Raw genomic sequence first — 16,206 nt, forward strand, 5'->3', positions numbered from 1 at the left:
GAGCCGGCCCGCAAACCGTTATAGCTGACGACTCGTGACTTGTTACGCTCCCCCGGAAACGATGTGCGCCACGGTACGCATCCGCTCATTTTATGGCAACCGAACGTTACCTATGCTCGTTTCTTCGGTAGAAATCAAGTATTCGACCGAGGGCATTCTTGTCATTCCTGACGCACCGCCTTCGGTTCCTTGTCCGGGCGCAGACCGCGCCAGCTCGGATGCCGCAGATGGCCGGATTCCGTGGCCTCGTAGAACCGGACCTCGCCGACGAGTACAGGCTCGACCCACACCGCTCCGTTCCGATCGGCCGGGGGCAACACCGAGGAGAAGGGACTGTCCGACGCCTCGAGAGGGGCCAGGAGGGCACCGAGCGTATCGAGCGCACGATCGTCGAACCCGGTTCCGACGCGTCCCACGTAGCGCAGTCGCTCCCCGTCGGGGATGCCCATCAGTAACGATCCGAACCCGCCGGAACGGCGACCCTGTCCCCGACGCCACCCACCGATGACGACTTCCTGGGTGCGCCAGTTCTTGAACTTGATCCAGGTGTGGGCGCGCTTGCCGGGTTGGTAGACGGAGTCGGTGCGTTTGGCGACGACACCTTCCCAGCCCCGCTCTCTGCTTTCGGCGATGGCATCCGCAGCGGTCCCCGTCAGTCGTGGTGGCACCAGCACGGAGTCGAGTCCGGTGGTGAGAAGTTCGAGCAACCGTCGTCGATCCGAGTACTTCTTGCGCAGCAGTGACGTGCCGTCGAGGTGAAGCAGATCGAACGCGATGAATCGGATCTCGTCACGGGTCGCGTTCTGCAGTTTCTCGAAGCTGCTGACACCGCTGTCGTCGAACACGACGACTTCCCCGTCGACGACGGCGTCGTGCTCGGCAAGGTCGTCGGCGAACGATTGGAGTGCACCGAATTTCTCGGTGTAGTCGTTACCGCTTCGCGTGCGCAGCGTCATCGAGCCGTGCGTCAGTTCGGCGACGATGCGGAACCCGTCCCACTTGCCCTCGAACGACCACTCGTCGTTCGGAAGATCGCGGATGTCGCCTGCGGTGGCGAGCATCGGTGAGATGTTCTTGGGCTCGGGCTTGTCGGGTGCGTCTTTCATCAGGTGCATCAACCACTGGCTGCCCTTGGTGCGGATCAGCGCGAACCGCCCGCGCGCCTTCTGTCCGTGCAGGACGACGATGACTTCGTCGTCTCGCCACTTCTCGAGTTCGTAGGTTCCGCTGTCCCAGATCGTGACGTCGCCGCCGCCGTACTCGCCCTTGGGTATTCGTCCGGAGAATGTCGCGTATTCGAGCGGGTGGTCCTCGGTGTGTACCGCCAGTCGATTCTGCTGCGGGTCGACCGGGATGTTCTTCGGAACGGCCCACGACACCAGGACGCCGTCGTGTTCGAGTCGGAAGTCGTAGTGCAGCCGTCGGGCATGATGTTCTTGAATGACGAAGGTGTCGTTGTTGCCCTGCGGCTCGGTGGTGGTCGGTATCGGCTCGGGAGTCTTGTCGGCGCTGCGCATGCTGCGGTACTTGACGAGTTTGTCGGTGGTAGCGCTACTTTCGGGTGCCGACTCCATGGTGGGGTCCAGTTCTGCCAGTAGATCGCCCAGGTCACGGAATCGCTCGAGCACCTCCTCGAACCGAAGCTGTTGCAGGCCCGTCGCTTCCAGCTCGTCCCACGTGCGTGGTGCTGCGACGGTGGGTAGGGTTCGCCCGCGTAGCGAGTACGGGGCGACCGTCGTCTTCTTGCCGTTGTTCTGGCTCCAGTCGACGAACACTCGACCGGTTCGCTTTGCCTTCGCCATCGTTGCCGTCACCCGGTCCGGAGAGCGCTCTTCCAGCAGCGTGGCAACACGTTTGGCGACGGTGGAGGCCCCCGAGGTCGACAGCGGTTTCTCCAGCGGGACGTACAGGTGAATTCCCTTGCTGCCGCTGGTGACCGGATACGCGGTCATCCCGATATCGCCGATCAGATCCCTTATCTCGCAGGCGACTTCGGCGCACCGGGCGAGATCCACGTCGTCACCGGGATCGAGGTCGAAGACCATGCGGGTGGCGGGGCCGGGATCGTTGCCGTCGAATCGCCACTGTGGCACATGCGCTTCGATGGCCGCCTGCTGGCCGAGCCACGCGAGATCGGCTGCGGTGGAGAACAGTGGGTAGGTGACGACGCGGTCGGAATGCTGCATCGAACGTCGATCGAGCCAGTCGGGGGCAGACGCAGCGAGGTTCTTCTCGAAGAACGACGACTGGTCGACGCCGTTGGGCCAGCGCTTACGGGTCACGGCTCGGCCGACGAGGTGCGGGAGCATGGCGGGTGCGATGGCAACGTAGTACTCGATGATGTTGCCCTTGGTGGTGCCGGTTTCGGGGAACAGCACTTTGTCGAGGTTGGTGACGGAGACCTTCCGACCCTCGATCTCGAGCGTGGCCATCGTCATAGGTTAACGGCCGCCGTCTGAAGATGCGGGGGAGTTGTGACAGGCTCGAATACATGGCGACGATCAGTGTCTCGGTACAGATGCCCGAAAATCCGCAGGGCGCGTGGGACAAAGCTTCCGCGCTCGATCGGTTCGACGAGTGGATGACCATTCACGGTGGATGGTGCAGCCCACCGCCGAAGAAGGTCGGCAAGGGCACCGAGGTGGAGTCGCTGGTCAAGGTCAAGGGCTTCAAGAACACGATCAACTGGACCTTCACGGAGTACGAAGAGCCGAAGTTGATCGAGATGTCCGGCCGCGGCAAGGGCGGGGTGCGGATCTCGCTGACGGTCCATGTGCGTGAGGCCGAGGGTGGTTCGGAGCTGACACTCGACGCGAAGTTCGGCGGGGGTGTGCTGTTCGGTCCGGTGGGATCGGTGGTGGCGCGGGCGCTGGACACCGATGTCAAGAAATCCGTTGCGAACCTGGCGGCATTGAGCTGACACGTCTCTGCTGAAGTAGCTGCACGACAACCTCTTCCAGCCCCGCACCGGTGTTTCGGTGCGGGGCTGGAGACTGCATGGGATGCTCCACTCAAGGCCTCGATCGAGAGATTCCCCGCGTGCGACCCGTCCGAGTGGAGCAAAAATTGCGGAAGACCCCTACCGCTGCCGAGTCTTTCGCAACCACCACAGTCCCGCGATGGGGAGCACTACCGGGATGAAGACGTAGCCCGATCCGAAGTGCGACCACACCGTCGGCTCCGGGAAGTCCTGGGGCTGGATGTAGCTGAGGGCACCGATGCCGACGACTCCGACGAGTTCGATGATGCAGGACACCGTCACCACGCGTCGGGATGCCTCGGTTGCTCGGGCCAGTCCTACCGTGGCCACGATGTAGACCACCGCCGCGAAAGCCGACAGCAGATACGCGATCGGGGCGTCGTCGAATCGAGTGGCGAGCTGAACGATCGAGCGTGCTGTCGCCGCGACGGCGAACACGGCGTAGACGGCGATCAGGAAGCGCCCGAATCCGGTGCGCGTTGCTTGCTGGAGGTTGTCAGGCATATCCGGCCCAGATCTGGCTCAGGCGCAGCACCATGGCCGCGAGGGTGAGGACGGCAACGAGCAGTACCGCGGTGCCGCCGCGGGAGCGGTCGCCAAGGGACCACCACGTCCCGAGCGGAAGCAGAAACAGCAGTCCGACGAGGTAGGACCCGAACGTCAGCCGGTGTATGTCTCGATCCGAGGTGAACATCATGACGAATCCGATGACGGCCTGCAGCGCGACGACGGCCTCGGTGGCAGCGATGGTCCAGAACAGGGCTCGATCGGACTTGTTCTTGAGCAGGACCGGTCGGTTCATGGCGAGCTTCGCGAGCACCCAGATGCCTACGACCAGGGACAACGCGTACAACAAGCCGGTGACGGCGCCGATCATCGAGTTCCTCGTCAAGTTCGGAGTGGATGGGTGGTTCGACCTCCACACTATCCGCGTAACGCCACGTCAACACTGTGAGGCCCTCGAAACACGGCGTTGTTCCGGGTGTGACCAATCGGAAATGGATGGGGCTTGTACTTGTTCCATGCCCGCAGAGGATCTGCTCTCTCGCCGGACATGACCTTTCTTCCCACGGTGGCCACAGGCGTCCACCTCATCCAGCCAGCTCTGCGAACTTCAGGAGACACCCGTGTCAGACATCGACCAGGCCATCGCCGAGAACATCAAGAAGTCGCTCGAAGAGATTCCGCACCCCTCACTCCCCAAGGGCAGCAACATCTACGGCTCCACCAAGATCTTCCCCGACTACAAGGCCGAGAACGGCGAGAGCTACTTCACGCTGGTGCACGGCATCGCACACGAGTCGTCGGTCTCCTTCGTCGCTGTGCTCCAGGCCACCCGCGCTCTGCGCAAGGGCTTCGAGTCCGCCATGTACTTCTACGGCCCCGGCGCTATCAATTGCCTTGCCACTCGGGGCTTTCCGACGACCGGTGACTCCGGCTTCCCGGGCGAGCAGAACATCAACGATTCGCTCGCGACATTCATCGCCGAGGGCGGCACCGTGTTCTGCTGCCGCTTCGGGCTCGCACTGCACGGTGGCCGCGAAGAGGACCTCATCGAGGGCGTCATCCCGGCCCACCCCCTGGACGTGCAGGACGCGTTGATCCACTACGCGCGCAAGGGTGCCATCATCAATTCGACCTACATGGTCTAGGGGATCCCGATGTCCATCTCTACACGCGTGGATCTGGCGTTGCTCGGAATTCGAGGAGCAACGCCGGTGTCCAGAACTGCCGGTGCAGGCCCGAGTGACGATGGACATGTCCGCATCGATGGCCTCGGCGCAGCCATCCCCCGCAATCCGCTCAGCCCGTACGTTCTCGAAGAGGGTCGAGTGTTGTTCGACGGCAACGACATCGGACTCGATGTTCAGGCCGTCGATCGCCCGAAGTTCTACGACCTCGCCACCGCCGACGGCGTCGCCTACGAGAAGATCGCCAAGCTGCACGGCTCCAGCGTCCTCGCTACGACAGTGGTGCAGACGTGCATCCGCTACGACGCCGACCAGCGGTGTCGCTTCTGCTCCATCGAGGCCTCGCTCGAGGCCGGCGACACCATCGCGGTCAAGACCCCGGCGCAGTTGGCCGAGGTGGCCGAGGCGGCGGTGCGACTCGACGGCGTCACACAGATGGTCATGACGACGGGCACCTCGGCTGCAAAGGACCGCGGTGCTCGCCACTTGGCCCGATGCGTGCGCGCGATCAAGGCGGTGGTTCCACAGCTGCCGATCCAGGTGCAGTGCGAACCTCCCGGCGATCTGCAGACGATCCAAGATCTGTACGACGCCGGAGCCGAATCCATCGGCATCCACGTCGAATCTCTCGACGACGACGTTCGACGCCGGTGGATGCCGGGCAAGGCCTCGGTCTCGATGGACGAGTACCGCGCGGCGTGGAAAGAAGCGGTTCGTGTCTTCGGACGAAACCAGGTTTCGACTTACATCCTGGTGGGACTCGGTGAGGATCCCGACGAATTGGTCGCAGGCGCAGCAGAACTGATCGAGATGGGGGTCTACCCCTTCGTGGTTCCGTTCCGGCCGCTGGCCGGAACGTTGGCAGTGGACATCGACCGAGCGACGGCCCCCGGCCGAGACGTTCTCGAAAACGTCACCCGACGCGTCGCCAAGGAACTTCAGGCCGCGGCGATGCTCGGATCCGAACAGAAGGCAGGCTGCGCGGCATGCGGTGCGTGCAGCGTTCTGCAGAATGCGGGAGGCTGACATGTTCGGTGTCGTGGAACTGGGCGACCTTGCCGGATTGTCCGGTACTGCAACCACTGTCGTCGAGCCCGGGTTCATCGTCCAGCCGTGCGGAAGTACAGCGGAGCTCGACGCCTATCGTGCACTCCGGAGGGCGACCTTCGTTGCCGAACAGGGCTTGTTCGCCGGCACCGATCAGGACGACATCGACGACGACCCTCGAGCAGTCGTTCTGGTCGCCACCGATCGGGACGGCACCGTGCTCGGCGGAGTGCGGCTGGCACCCTGCACCGCGGCGGATCTGGGGTGGTGGGCGGGAAGCCGGCTCGTGGTCGCTGCTTCGGCGCGCACCTCCGGCGTCGGGCCTGCCCTTGTTCGGGCTGCCTGCGCTCACGCCGAGAGCAGAGGTGTTCTTCGATTCGACGCGACTGTGCAGAAGAGCAACGAGCAACTGTTCACCCGCCTCGGGTGGATTCGCCGCGGCGACGTCGTGGTGGCCGACACTCCGCACGTGGCGATGTACTGGCCGATCGACCGGATCGAACGGCTCGTCTCCTCGACCAAGGCGATGCTCGCCGGGGTACTCGCACCTCTCCGGGCGCAGCCACTCGGACTCGGTGCCAAAGGCTTTCGCGGAGACGACGGCGTTCCGGTACCGGGGAGCGACATGATCGCTGCGTGCGATGCCATCATCCCGTCCATGGTCGATCGCGACCCCGAGTGGGCCGGCTGGTGTGCCGCGCTGGTCAATCTGAACGACCTCTCGGCGATGGGTGCCCGAGCAGTCGGCATGCTCGATTCCGTCGGCGCACCCACGCAGAGTCGGCTGACCCGCATCATCCGGGGTCTCGCCAATGCCTCTGCAGCGTGGCAGGTTCCGGTGCTCGGAGGCCACACCCAGGCCGGGGTGCCGTCGTCGCTGTCGGTCACCGCACTCGGCCGGACCTCGCGACCGGTGCCGGCCGGTGGCGGTGGCGTCGGCGATCGGTTGACGCTCACCGCAGACATCGAAGGCGAGTGGCGACGCGGATACCATGGTCAGCAATGGGATTCGTCGTCTCGTCGGAACTCCGACGAACTGACGGCCATGGCGACGTTCGTTTCCCGAACCGCACCCAAGGCCGCCAAGGACGTCTCGATGGCAGGCCTGGCCGGCACCACCGGAATGCTGGCCGAGGCGAGCGGGACGGGTGCAGTACTCGACGTCGCCTCGATACCGAAGCCCGACGCAGCGTCGATGGGCGAATGGATCACGTGTTTTCCAGGGTTCGCGATGATCACCGCGGACCGTCCCGGTGCACCCACTGCACCGTCCGGACCTGCGCTGTCCGCAGTCTGCGGAGAGCTCACCGACATTCCGGGCGTCGCACTGCGATGGCCCGACGGAATCACCACTCGCGCGGTCACGTCCACCGTGACCGGATTGGGAGAAGCATGACCACCCACCCGAAGCCCATCACCATTTCCGTCGCCGCAGCCGAATTCGGACGCGACATGGAGCAGGGCTACGCCACCATCGCCGCGTTGCTCGAGGAATCGCGCAATCGCGGTAGCCAACTGCTCGTCCTGCCCGAGGCCTGCCTCGGCGGCTACCTGCCGAGTCTCGGCGGGGGTGACGAGACCGAGGAATCGCGGCAGCGTCGACTCAAAGCCCTGCCGCCGGCCCTCGAACTCGACGGCCCCGAGATCAGACGCGTCGTCGACATGGCCGGCGACACCGTCATCACGTTCGGCTTCTGCGAGAAGGACGGCGATACCCGCTACAACGCCGCAGTGACGGTCGACGGCAGTGGAATCCTCGGCTCGTACCGCAAGGTGCACCAGCCGCTCGGTGAAAATCTCTGCTACGACGCGGGAGACAGCTACTCCGCCTTCGACACTCCGATCGGCCGCATGGGGATGCAGATCTGCTACGACAAGGGATTCCCCGAGGCAGCAAGGGAACTGGCGCTCGACGGTGCCGAGATCGTCGCCTCCATCTCGGCCTGGCCGACGGCCCGCACCGCCACTGTCGAGAACATGGAAGAGGACCGCTGGAAGCAGCGGTTCGACATCTACGACCGAGCCCGCGCTCTCGAGAATCAGATCATCTGGGTCGCAGCCAATCAGGCAGGTACCTTCGGATCTCTCCGATTCGTCTGCAGCGCAAAGATCGTCGGGCCCGGCGGGGAGATTCTCGCCGGCACGGGCGTCGAACCCGGCTTGGCGACGGCCACCGTCGACGTCGCTGCCCTCATCGGCGCAGCACGTGGCGGCGGCATGTACAACCTTCGTGATCGCCGACCGTCCGTGTACCGGACCATCACGAAGGAGCCGATCCATGCCTGAGATGTCGTTCCTCGTTCGATGGCCCGACGGACGCGAACAGTCCTGTTATTCACCGTCTCTGGTGATGCACGACTACCTGACGCCCGGCCAGGACTACCCGGTGGCAGAGTTCGTGCAACGGACGTCGGAGGCGTTGACGATCGCGAGCGATCGAGTGCTCGCCAAGTTCGGCATGCGGTGCACCTCGGCCGCGCAGCAGATGGAGGAGATTCACGGTGTCAGTGCCTCGTACGAGGCCGGTGCTGTTCGCGTACTGAGCATGTCGGGAGCTGAATTGCTATGACGGAGAATCACAGTGCAATAGAAAACTACTCCGTGATCGTCATCGGCGGCGGGCAGGCCGGCCTGTCCATCAGTTGGCATCTGACTCAGCGTGGCATCGAACATGTGGTGTTGGAGCGTGAGACGATCGCGCACGAGTGGAAGGACTCCCGCTGGGACAACTTCACCCTCGTGACGCCGAACTGGCAGTGCGCGCTCCCCGGGTACTCCTACGACGGTGACGATCCCGACGGATTCATGCAGCGTGACGAGGTGTACGCCTTCGTACGTCGCTACGCGGAAAGCTTCGATGCACCGGTCCGAGAGCACGTTTCGGTCGATCAAGCACTCCAGTCTGCGGCGGGTGGCTTCGACCTCCAGACTTCCGCCGGCCCCATGCATGCCGATCAGATCGTCGTCGCCGTCGGTGGGTACCACATCCCCACAATCCCGAGGTTCGCCGAGAAGCTTCCACGTGACATCGTCCAGATCCACTCCTCCGAATACCGCGGGTCACACCAGTTCCCGGACGGCGACGTGCTGGTCGTCGGCACCGGCCAGTCCGGTGCCCAGATTGCCGAGGACCTGCACGTCGACGGCCGCCGCGTCCATCTGGTGGCGGGCACCGCTCCCCGCGTCGCGCGCTTCTATCGCGGCCGCGACTGTGTCGCCTGGTTGCACGACATGGGGGTTTACGATGTCTCCATCGAAGATCAACCCGGCGGCGTCGGCAAACGCGAGAACACGAACCACTACGTCACCGGACGTGACGGTGGGCGAGACATCGACCTGCGCGCATTCGCCACCGAGGGCATGAAACTCTACGGCCGCCTACTGGGAGTCGAGGACGGCGTTCTGCAGTTCGCGCCCACCCTCGAGGCATCCCTCGACGCTGCGGACCGCGTGGCCGAGAGCATCAAGGACAACATCGACGCCTACATCGAGCGCGAGGGAATCAGCGCGCCGAGCGAGGAGCGTTACGTTCCGGTGTGGCGTCCGGAGACCGAGACCACCGAACTCGACCTCGCCGCCGCCGATATCAAGGCCGTCGTCTGGTCCGTCGGCTTTCGCACCGACTATCGCTGGCTGAAGGTCGGCGCGTTCGACGGCGAGGGCCACCCGACGCACAACCGAGGCGTCACCTCGGTGTCCGGCCTGTACTTCCTCGGTCTGCCGTGGCAGCACACCTGGGGTTCGGGGCGATTCGCCTCGGTGGCGAGGGACGCTGCGTTCCTCGCCGATCAGATCGGTCTCGAGATCAGTGCCGCACAACCCCAGAGTCAGATGGTCTGAGCTTCTCGTGGCCCCCATCAAGATCGGCGCGCTGGCAGCGCATTTCGGGAGAGATGTCGACCGAGCCGTACTGAAGATCACCACGATCATCTCCAGTGCGGCCCGAGAAGGCATCGATCTCCTGGTGCTGCCCGACGCGTCCCTCGGGGGCTACATCAACAGTCTGAGCAATCCGGATCCCGCGGAACTGCCGCCCACCCTCGATCCCGACGGTCCGGAACTGGCGGCGATCATCGCCGCGGCCGGGAACATGACGATCTGCATCGGCTACACCGAGCTGTCGAAAGGTCTGCGGTACAACGCTGCTGCCTGTCTGACCGGAGACGGAATCCTGGGTAGTCATCGCAAGGTGCACCAACCTCTCGGGGAGTCGCTCGCCTACGCGGCCGGTGACCACTTCGAGGCCTTCGACACCCCGGTGGGGCGGATGGGCATGTTGATCGACTACGACAAGACGTTCCCGGAGTCGGCGCGGACGCTGGCGCTCGACGGCGCGAGAATCATTGCGGCCCTGTCTGCTTGGCCCGCCAGCGTCACGGATCGAGCGTCTTCTCTTCCGAACGATCGGCAGTCCCGTCTGTTCGATCTGTACGACGCAGCCCGGGCGGCCGAGAACCAGGTGGTGCTGGTCTCGTCCAATCAAACCGGAGTGATGGGTTCGCTGCGCTTTCTCGGGCAGGCGAAGATCGTCGGCCCCGGTGGCGACGTGCTGGCGCGGACCTGGTCCAAAGGAGGCCTTGCGGTGCACGAGATCGATGTCGACGCCGAGGTCGACCGAGCGCGCCGGGGGCTGCATCACCTGGCCGAGCGTCGAGTGGATGCTTACCCGAATCTGTTGCAGGAGAAGCCGGGTCAGTGAAGATCAGCCTGTCGACCTACTCGTCCAAGCCGCGCGGCGGAGTGGTGCACACACTGGCGCTGGCCGAGGCGCTGGCGCGCGCCGGGCAGGACGTGTCGGTGTGGGCCCTCGGCCGCGGTGGCGACAGTACGTTCTTTCGTGACGTGGACCCCGCCGTCGACATCAGAATGGTCCCGTTCGAGCACCGGGAAGGGGAGAACGTCGGAGAACGAATTCTGCGGTCGATAGATGTTCTGCGGCAGGCGTTCACACCGGAGGAGTACGACATCGTCCATGCGCAGGACTGCATCTCCGCCAATGCCGTCGGCCGCTGCATCAGGACCATCCATCACCTGGACGAGTTCACCACGCCCGAGCTGGCCGCGTGCCACGAACGCGCGATCACCGCCCCGTACGCGCGCATCTGCGTGTCGGCGGCGGTGGCGAGCGACGTTCGCCGCGGATGGGGATTCGAGCCCACGGTCATCCCCAACGGCGTCGACGCCGAGAGGTTCACCGCAGCGGCGCAATCGGGCCGATCGCACTGGCGCGAGAAGCTCGGCCGATACGTGCTCGCCGTGGGAGGTATCGAACCGCGCAAAGGCAGCCTGGATCTGCTCGACGCCTTCGCCCGGCTGCGGGCGCACGACCTGAGATTGGTCTTCGCCGGCGGCGAGACGCTGTTCGACTATCGCGACTATCGCGCGGAATTCGACCGCCGCGCAGCCGAACTCGGTATCGAACCGGTGATACTCGGTACCGTCGACGACGACGAGTTGCCGCATCTCGTGGCACAGGCTGCTGTGCTGCCGTTCTTCTCCACCAAGGAGGGCTTCGGACTGGCCGCCATGGAAGCACTCGCGGCGTCGACTCCCGTCGTCGCGCGAGATCTGCCGGTACTGCGAGAAGTGTTCGGCAACAGCGTCACCTACGCGTCCTCGGCGCAGACCATGGCAGCCGAGCTTCAACGTGCCGTGCGAGAACCGCAGGATCCGCTACCGGGCCTGACGCTGGCGCACAGCCTCACGTGGGACGAGGCTGCGCGTAAACATCTGGAGTTCTACTCCTCGCTCCGGTGACCGCTGCGCTTGTTGCGCTTGAGCCGATGGGGCTTGAGCTTGTGGAAACCCTTGACCCGTAGTGAGCGAATCGATTTGAGGTAGAACTCGGAGTCGTGACGCAGTTCCTCGGTCATGACGGTGTCGACGAGAGTCGTTCCCGGATTGGCCGAACTGGTCAGGCGCGCAGCGATGTTGACCACGGACCCGTACAGATCACCGTAACGGGCGAGAACCGGCCCCCAGGCCAGCCCGACCCGCAGATCCGGCATGTCTTCCTGTTCGGCGAACGCGTCCTGCAGGTCGAGGGCGATGTGGGCGGCGTCCTCGGGAGTCTGCGCGCTGAACATCACCTCGTCGCCGACGTTCTTGATCACCGAACCACGCCCGCGCGCAATGATATTGGTGGCGAGAGACTCGAACTCCTCGAGGAGCGTGGTCAGTTCGCCGATGTCGAGTCGACGCGTCAGGCTGGTGTAGCCGACCATGTCCGCGAAGCCGACGGCCATGACGGGGCTGTCGGTGGCGTCGTCGGGAGCGGCGATGGACCGTCCGGCCGCCGCGGCCAAGTGCCGTCGCCAGGTGTACGCCTGGAGTGCTTCGAGGGTGGGGACCGTCTCGGCAGCGATATCCCTGGCGTTGTGCCGGATGGCGTCGATGTCGTTCTGGTCCTCGTCGCTGCTGGTGATGCGCTCGAGGATGTGAGAGTTCACCACGCCCACTTGCCATTCCGCGAGTCTGGACATCGACTGGCCGAGAGTGCGCGCGATCGCGACCTCCATCTCGGGCTTGATGACCTTCTGCTCGGTGAGTCCGGTGATCAACTTCAGTGCCTCGAGGTCCGCATCGGTGTAGACGACGGCCTCGGTATCGGTGTGGATGGGAAAGCCCATGCCGATCCACAGCGCGATTACCCGTTCGAGCGGCAACCCCGACCTGTCGACGATGTCGGACCGGGTGTACTTCGGAGTGCCACCCAGGAGATTGCGTTCGATCTCCGCTTGCACCACCGAGTTGATCTGGTTCTCAGGCATATCCCAACGTTCTGTCGAAATAGGAACGGACATCGTCCACGTACGCGTCGATCTTGTCGGGCTCCCAGTCCGTGGTGGGAATGGGCTCGCCGATGGTGACCTTGACGGTACCGGAATGGACGGTGAAATCCTTTTTCCACATCACGTCACCCGCGTTGTGGATGACGATGGGAACGATGGGCACTCCGGCCTGCATCGCCAGGTGGAAGCCGCCCTTCTTGAATCGGCCGAGACGCGACGTCGGCATCCGCGTGCCCTCGGGCGCGATGGCGACGGAAATGCCACTGTGCAATTTCTCTATGGCCGGACGCATCGCCTCGCGCGCCTGAGAGGGATCACCACGATCGACGTAGGCGACGTCGAAAATCCTTCCGAGCAGTGCGAATCGTGGGTCGCGTTCGAGTTCTCGTTTGGCGACCGCGGTGATGTCCCGTCGAAGAATGGAGGTGACGATGATCGAGTCGGCGGTGCTCTGATGGTTGAACATGAACACGGCAGGCCGCGCCGACCACGCGTTCTCGGTGCCGGTGACGTCGAGCTTGACTCCGGCAATGGTCAGAGCGATGTCCGGCGCAATGGTGCTCGTGATGTTCGCTCCGTTGCGCCTGCTGCGCGTCAGTAACCCGAGGCCGAGGCCGATCGATGCGCTGGCCAGCACCGACCCCAGGGCTGCGGTGCTGCGCACGGCCGAGGTCAGATCGGTGCCGCGCTTGGGGCTCTCCAACGTGAGGGAGGGCCACTTCTTCTTGGCGGCGTAGCGCTGCAGCTCGGGATCCGGGTTGAGGGCGATGGGACGGCCGACGGCCTCGAGCAGTGGAATGTCCTCACCGCCGTTGGAGTAGGCGAAGCAGCCGGCGAGAGCGATTCCCTCACGTTCGGCGTAGTCGATCGCGGCCTGGGCCTTGCGTGGTCCCCACAGCGAATCGCCGACCAGCTCCCCGGTCAGGATGCCGTCGGTGACCACCGGAGTGGTGCACAGCAGTGTCTCGAACATCATGTCCTGCTGTACGGGCAGCGCCTGGTACGGCGTGGCCGAGGTGGCCATCACCAGTCGATGACCGGCGTGACGGTGTGCTTCGACGAGGATGCGGGCCTGTGGGTAGATCATCGGCGCGATCTCGTTGCGGAACAGCGTGTCTGCCTGTTCCATCAGATCGTCTTCCCGACGGCCCTCCAGGCCCCGGACGGCCTTGCCCATCAGGTTGTCGACCGGGGAGTTGCGCATCCGCATCTCGACGACGGCACTCGATATCTCCCACAGTTCCTTGACCGTCACGTCGAGAGTCTTGAGCCGTTCGAGAAATACTGCACGGGCGGAGAACCCGTTGATCAGGGTGCCGTCCAGATCGAAGAACGCAACGGTGTCTCGGCCGGGTGGAGCGGCGGCAATCGCGATCAGTCGATCGTCGAACTCGGTCATGAATTGTTCTCCTCGGGGGCCGAGATCGGTTCTACCTCGCGCAGCATCTGGTGGGCCATGTCGCGGATCGTGCGTACCTTGCGTGCCCACTCGTCGATCTCGAGCGCGAATGCTCGACGCCGCCGGGCTATACCGTCGGACGTGGAGTCGACGAGATCGCGATTCTCGGCCAATTGCAATGCTGTATCGAACAATTCGCCGGAGATCGACTCGCTGTGATCGAGCTGCTGACGAAGTCGTCTGGCCTGAGCCGCACCGAGGCATTCCGTGATGAACTTCGCCTTGTCGAACTCACCGCTCTGCGGCAGCAACATCAGCTGATCGGCAACCACCTGGTACGCCTCGAAGATCGGCTGCAACACGCGGTGCGCCAGATGCAGATCCTGCGACTGCAGTTGCCGTGCAGCATATTCGGGGTCGCTGATGTTGGCGCGCCAGTCCGGGTCGATGAGATCGACCTCGGATTCGAGCCGTTCGCCGAAGTCCTTCTTGTCGCCGAAGAAGAACTCGAACTTGAGCAGATCACGTAACTGCAGTGCCGACTGCCACAGCGACTCCTGGGTCAGTGGCGTCGAATCGCCGCTGGTCGGCAGCACGACCAACTCGCCGATGGCGCGCATGACGAAGAAGTGGATTGCGTTGTTGCGGAAGAACGCTGCGACCAGATGCTTGTCCTGAGCCAGGTAGAACAGGGGCTCGGGACCGTCGTCGAAACGCTTGACGACGTTGGCGTTGACCTGTGCGATGACGGCCGAGCGCACGACGTCGACGTCGGCGATATCCACGCCGCCCGCGGTGGGCAGGTTGCGGCGCTTGATGTAGCGGGCGAGCGGGGCGATGATGGCCCACATCTCGTTGACGTTGAGGGCGCGATCCTCGATGCCCAGCAGGGCCATGGTGACCAATGCGGCCGGCGTTACCGGAGTCGCGTCGTTGATCGCGTGCGAGACACCGAGCGCGATCTTCTGCACCGCCACTCGCTTGTCGGAGTTCTCGGCGACGATCGACGCCACCGACATCGGCTCGCCGAAGTTCAGGTACACGTTGCCGCGCAACGTGCCCTGCGCGCGGATGTACCCGATGGCCATCCGAATGCCCTCGGCCTGCTTCTTCGCGCCGTGCGATTCCTCGGCCATCGCACCGACCTCGTGCAGCCGGTCGTAGGTGATGGACGTCGGAACCAGGTACACGTCCTCGGCATCGCTGGTCTCGAGTGCGTCCACCAGATAGGTCAGCAGGCCGAACCGCGGCGGGCGGAGCTTCCCGGTGCGGCTACGGCCGCCCTCGATGTACCACTCGAGGTTGAACCGCTTGCTCAGCAGGAAGCTCATGTACTGACGCAGCGTCCACTTGTAGATCGCGTCGGAGAACTTGCGCTGGATGAGCACGACGCCACTGCGCTTGGCGATCGGACCCAGCGGCCAGAAGCCGACGTTGATGCCGCCCATGACGTGGTTGAGCGGCAGGCCTTCGGCCAGCAGTGCCGGACGCAGTACGAGCGGGTCGAGATAGGAACGGTGATTGGGCAGGAACACCAGCGGATAGTTCTTGTTGAGTTCGCGCACCTTCTGCAACTGATCACGATCCACGTCGACCTTGTACGCCCGGGAGAAGTACGCCCCGAGGGTTCCCCACATCTCGACCGCGCGACGGGTCTCGGTTGCGACCATCTCACCGAGGATCTCCTGGACGCGGGTGTCGACGGCGTCGCGATCCTGGCCGACCTCCTCCGCGAGTTCGGTGATTCCGTCCCGGAACTTCTTCTGTTCCGTCATGTCCTCGACGACGAATCGCGGGATCTTGTACTCGGAGCCGATGACGCCGCGCTCGGCCTTGTCCAGCGCCAGACTGGCCTGACGAAGAATGAACGATGACAGGGACGTGCCGCCGCCGCGCTCGAACCGATCCTGCAGATCACTGAGAGTCGCGGGCTCACCGACCAACACCGCGGAGTGGTCGGGGTCGTCGCCTGCCACCCATCGCTGCCACACCTGCGTTGGCTTGGACCGACCACGGGGCGCGAAGATTCGGTGCAGAATGCCGCTCTTGCGATCGGACAGAGTCACCCGCAGCGGGATCAGCAGCGGATCGTCGGCGTAGCCGCGAACACTGTCCGACAGTGACGTTTTCGCCTCACCGGAGAGCACCACCGACGGCGGTCGCGGTTCGCCGTCCGGCGTGGTGGCGTCGATCCACTGATTCAGAGCCTGAACCTCGAGGGTGGATTTGGCGTCGAGCAAATACACGTGCGGACCGTCGCTGAGCGACTGTTCGTCCGCGTCGAGGTGGTACATCGAA

General features: G+C 64.3%; 15 protein-coding genes. 9 read left to right on the forward strand and 6 right to left on the reverse strand.

Annotated features, from left to right (window positions below; translation table 11 throughout):
- Positions 1–161 precede the first annotated feature (161 nt).
- A complete protein-coding gene (locus R3P95_RS19630) occupies positions 162–2,432 on the reverse strand; it encodes an ATP-dependent DNA ligase (protein ID WP_149406865.1) in 2,271 nt (756 codons plus the stop codon).
- A 59-nt stretch (positions 2,433–2,491) separates the two neighbouring features.
- Here R3P95_RS19630 and R3P95_RS19635 point away from each other — a divergent pair, with 59 nt between their 5' ends.
- The gene (locus tag R3P95_RS19635; RefSeq protein ID WP_179272040.1) at positions 2,492–2,920 is read left to right on the forward strand and encodes a type II toxin-antitoxin system Rv0910 family toxin; all 429 of its coding nucleotides are present in this window, start codon (positions 2,492–2,494) and stop codon (positions 2,918–2,920) included.
- Positions 2,921–3,079: 159 nt separating this feature from the next.
- Here R3P95_RS19635 and R3P95_RS19640 read toward each other — a convergent pair whose 3' ends face one another.
- Both R3P95_RS19640 and R3P95_RS19645 read right to left on the reverse strand, forming a co-directional pair.
- Positions 3,080–3,484, reverse strand: coding sequence for a hypothetical protein (locus R3P95_RS19640; protein ID WP_149406866.1), 405 nt, complete (start codon positions 3,482–3,484; stop codon positions 3,080–3,082).
- A complete protein-coding gene (locus tag R3P95_RS19645) occupies positions 3,477–3,857 on the reverse strand; it encodes a hypothetical protein (RefSeq protein WP_149406867.1) in 381 nt (126 codons plus the stop codon). The genes R3P95_RS19640 and R3P95_RS19645 overlap by 8 nt, the downstream gene beginning before the upstream one ends.
- A gap of 250 nt (positions 3,858–4,107) precedes the next feature.
- On the opposite strand from R3P95_RS19645, the gene R3P95_RS19650 reads away from it, so the two are divergent.
- From R3P95_RS19650 to R3P95_RS19685, 8 genes are read left to right on the forward strand one after another with little or no spacing between them, the layout of a single operon-like run.
- Positions 4,108–4,632, forward strand: a complete 525-nt coding sequence (locus R3P95_RS19650; RefSeq protein WP_068048684.1) for an MSMEG_0572/Sll0783 family nitrogen starvation response protein — start codon at positions 4,108–4,110, stop codon at positions 4,630–4,632.
- A gap of 9 nt (positions 4,633–4,641) precedes the next feature.
- Positions 4,642–5,697, forward strand: a complete 1,056-nt coding sequence (locus R3P95_RS19655; protein WP_149406868.1) for an MSMEG_0568 family radical SAM protein — start codon at positions 4,642–4,644, stop codon at positions 5,695–5,697.
- Entirely contained in the window at positions 5,684–7,114 is a 1,431-nt protein-coding gene (locus R3P95_RS19660) for an MSMEG_0567/sll0787 family protein (protein ID WP_262498485.1), read from the forward strand. Before R3P95_RS19655 ends, R3P95_RS19660 begins: the two co-directional genes overlap by 14 nt.
- Entirely contained in the window at positions 7,111–8,004 is an 894-nt protein-coding gene (locus R3P95_RS19665; protein ID WP_149406869.1) for a carbon-nitrogen hydrolase family protein, read from the forward strand. The genes R3P95_RS19660 and R3P95_RS19665 overlap by 4 nt, the downstream gene beginning before the upstream one ends.
- Positions 7,997–8,287, forward strand: coding sequence for an MSMEG_0570 family nitrogen starvation response protein (locus R3P95_RS19670; RefSeq protein ID WP_149406870.1), 291 nt, complete (start codon positions 7,997–7,999; stop codon positions 8,285–8,287). The genes R3P95_RS19665 and R3P95_RS19670 overlap by 8 nt, the downstream gene beginning before the upstream one ends.
- Positions 8,284–9,558, forward strand: a complete 1,275-nt coding sequence (locus tag R3P95_RS19675) for an MSMEG_0569 family flavin-dependent oxidoreductase (RefSeq protein WP_149406871.1) — start codon at positions 8,284–8,286, stop codon at positions 9,556–9,558. The genes R3P95_RS19670 and R3P95_RS19675 overlap by 4 nt, the downstream gene beginning before the upstream one ends.
- Positions 9,559–9,565: 7 nt before the next feature.
- Entirely contained in the window at positions 9,566–10,417 is an 852-nt protein-coding gene (locus R3P95_RS19680) for a carbon-nitrogen hydrolase family protein (RefSeq protein ID WP_037194809.1), read from the forward strand.
- On the forward strand, positions 10,414–11,475 hold the full coding sequence (locus R3P95_RS19685; RefSeq protein WP_149406872.1) for an MSMEG_0565 family glycosyltransferase: 1,062 nt from the start codon (positions 10,414–10,416) through the stop codon (positions 11,473–11,475). The genes R3P95_RS19680 and R3P95_RS19685 overlap by 4 nt, the downstream gene beginning before the upstream one ends.
- Here R3P95_RS19685 and R3P95_RS19690 read toward each other — a convergent pair.
- From R3P95_RS19690 to R3P95_RS19700, 3 genes are read right to left on the reverse strand one after another with little or no spacing between them, the layout of a single operon-like run.
- Positions 11,457–12,488, reverse strand: a complete 1,032-nt coding sequence (locus R3P95_RS19690; protein WP_149406873.1) for an adenylate/guanylate cyclase domain-containing protein — start codon at positions 12,486–12,488, stop codon at positions 11,457–11,459. The genes R3P95_RS19685 and R3P95_RS19690 overlap by 19 nt on opposite strands.
- Positions 12,481–13,908 (reverse strand): HAD-IB family hydrolase, encoded by a 1,428-nt coding sequence (locus R3P95_RS19695; protein ID WP_149406874.1) that lies wholly within the window; start codon positions 13,906–13,908, stop codon positions 12,481–12,483. The genes R3P95_RS19690 and R3P95_RS19695 overlap by 8 nt, the downstream gene beginning before the upstream one ends.
- On the reverse strand, positions 13,905–16,202 hold the full coding sequence (locus R3P95_RS19700) for a glycerol-3-phosphate 1-O-acyltransferase (protein ID WP_149406875.1): 2,298 nt from the start codon (positions 16,200–16,202) through the stop codon (positions 13,905–13,907). The genes R3P95_RS19695 and R3P95_RS19700 overlap by 4 nt, the downstream gene beginning before the upstream one ends.
- Positions 16,203–16,206: the final 4 nt, after the last annotated feature.

Origin of the sequence: Rhodococcus cercidiphylli, from assembly GCF_033042225.1 — a bacterium.
Taxonomy (GTDB): domain Bacteria; phylum Actinomycetota; class Actinomycetes; order Mycobacteriales; family Mycobacteriaceae; genus Rhodococcoides.

Coding starts and splice junctions, on each gene's coding strand:
- R3P95_RS19630 (WP_149406865.1), bottom strand. CDS start 2,432: ATGGCCACGCTCGAGATCGAGGGTCGGAAGGTCTCCGTCACCAACCTC.
- R3P95_RS19635 (WP_179272040.1), top strand. CDS start 2,492: ATGGCGACGATCAGTGTCTCGGTACAGATGCCCGAAAATCCGCAGGGC.
- R3P95_RS19640 (WP_149406866.1), bottom strand. CDS start 3,484: ATGCCTGACAACCTCCAGCAAGCAACGCGCACCGGATTCGGGCGCTTC.
- R3P95_RS19645 (WP_149406867.1), bottom strand. CDS start 3,857: ATGATCGGCGCCGTCACCGGCTTGTTGTACGCGTTGTCCCTGGTCGTA.
- R3P95_RS19655 (WP_149406868.1), top strand. CDS start 4,642: ATGTCCATCTCTACACGCGTGGATCTGGCGTTGCTCGGAATTCGAGGA.
- R3P95_RS19660 (WP_262498485.1), top strand. CDS start 5,684: ATGCGGGAGGCTGACATGTTCGGTGTCGTGGAACTGGGCGACCTTGCC.
- R3P95_RS19665 (WP_149406869.1), top strand. CDS start 7,111: ATGACCACCCACCCGAAGCCCATCACCATTTCCGTCGCCGCAGCCGAA.
- R3P95_RS19670 (WP_149406870.1), top strand. CDS start 7,997: ATGCCTGAGATGTCGTTCCTCGTTCGATGGCCCGACGGACGCGAACAG.
- R3P95_RS19675 (WP_149406871.1), top strand. CDS start 8,284: ATGACGGAGAATCACAGTGCAATAGAAAACTACTCCGTGATCGTCATC.
- R3P95_RS19690 (WP_149406873.1), bottom strand. CDS start 12,488: ATGCCTGAGAACCAGATCAACTCGGTGGTGCAAGCGGAGATCGAACGC.
- R3P95_RS19695 (WP_149406874.1), bottom strand. CDS start 13,908: ATGACCGAGTTCGACGATCGACTGATCGCGATTGCCGCCGCTCCACCC.
- R3P95_RS19700 (WP_149406875.1), bottom strand. CDS start 16,202: ATGTACCACCTCGACGCGGACGAACAGTCGCTCAGCGACGGTCCGCAC.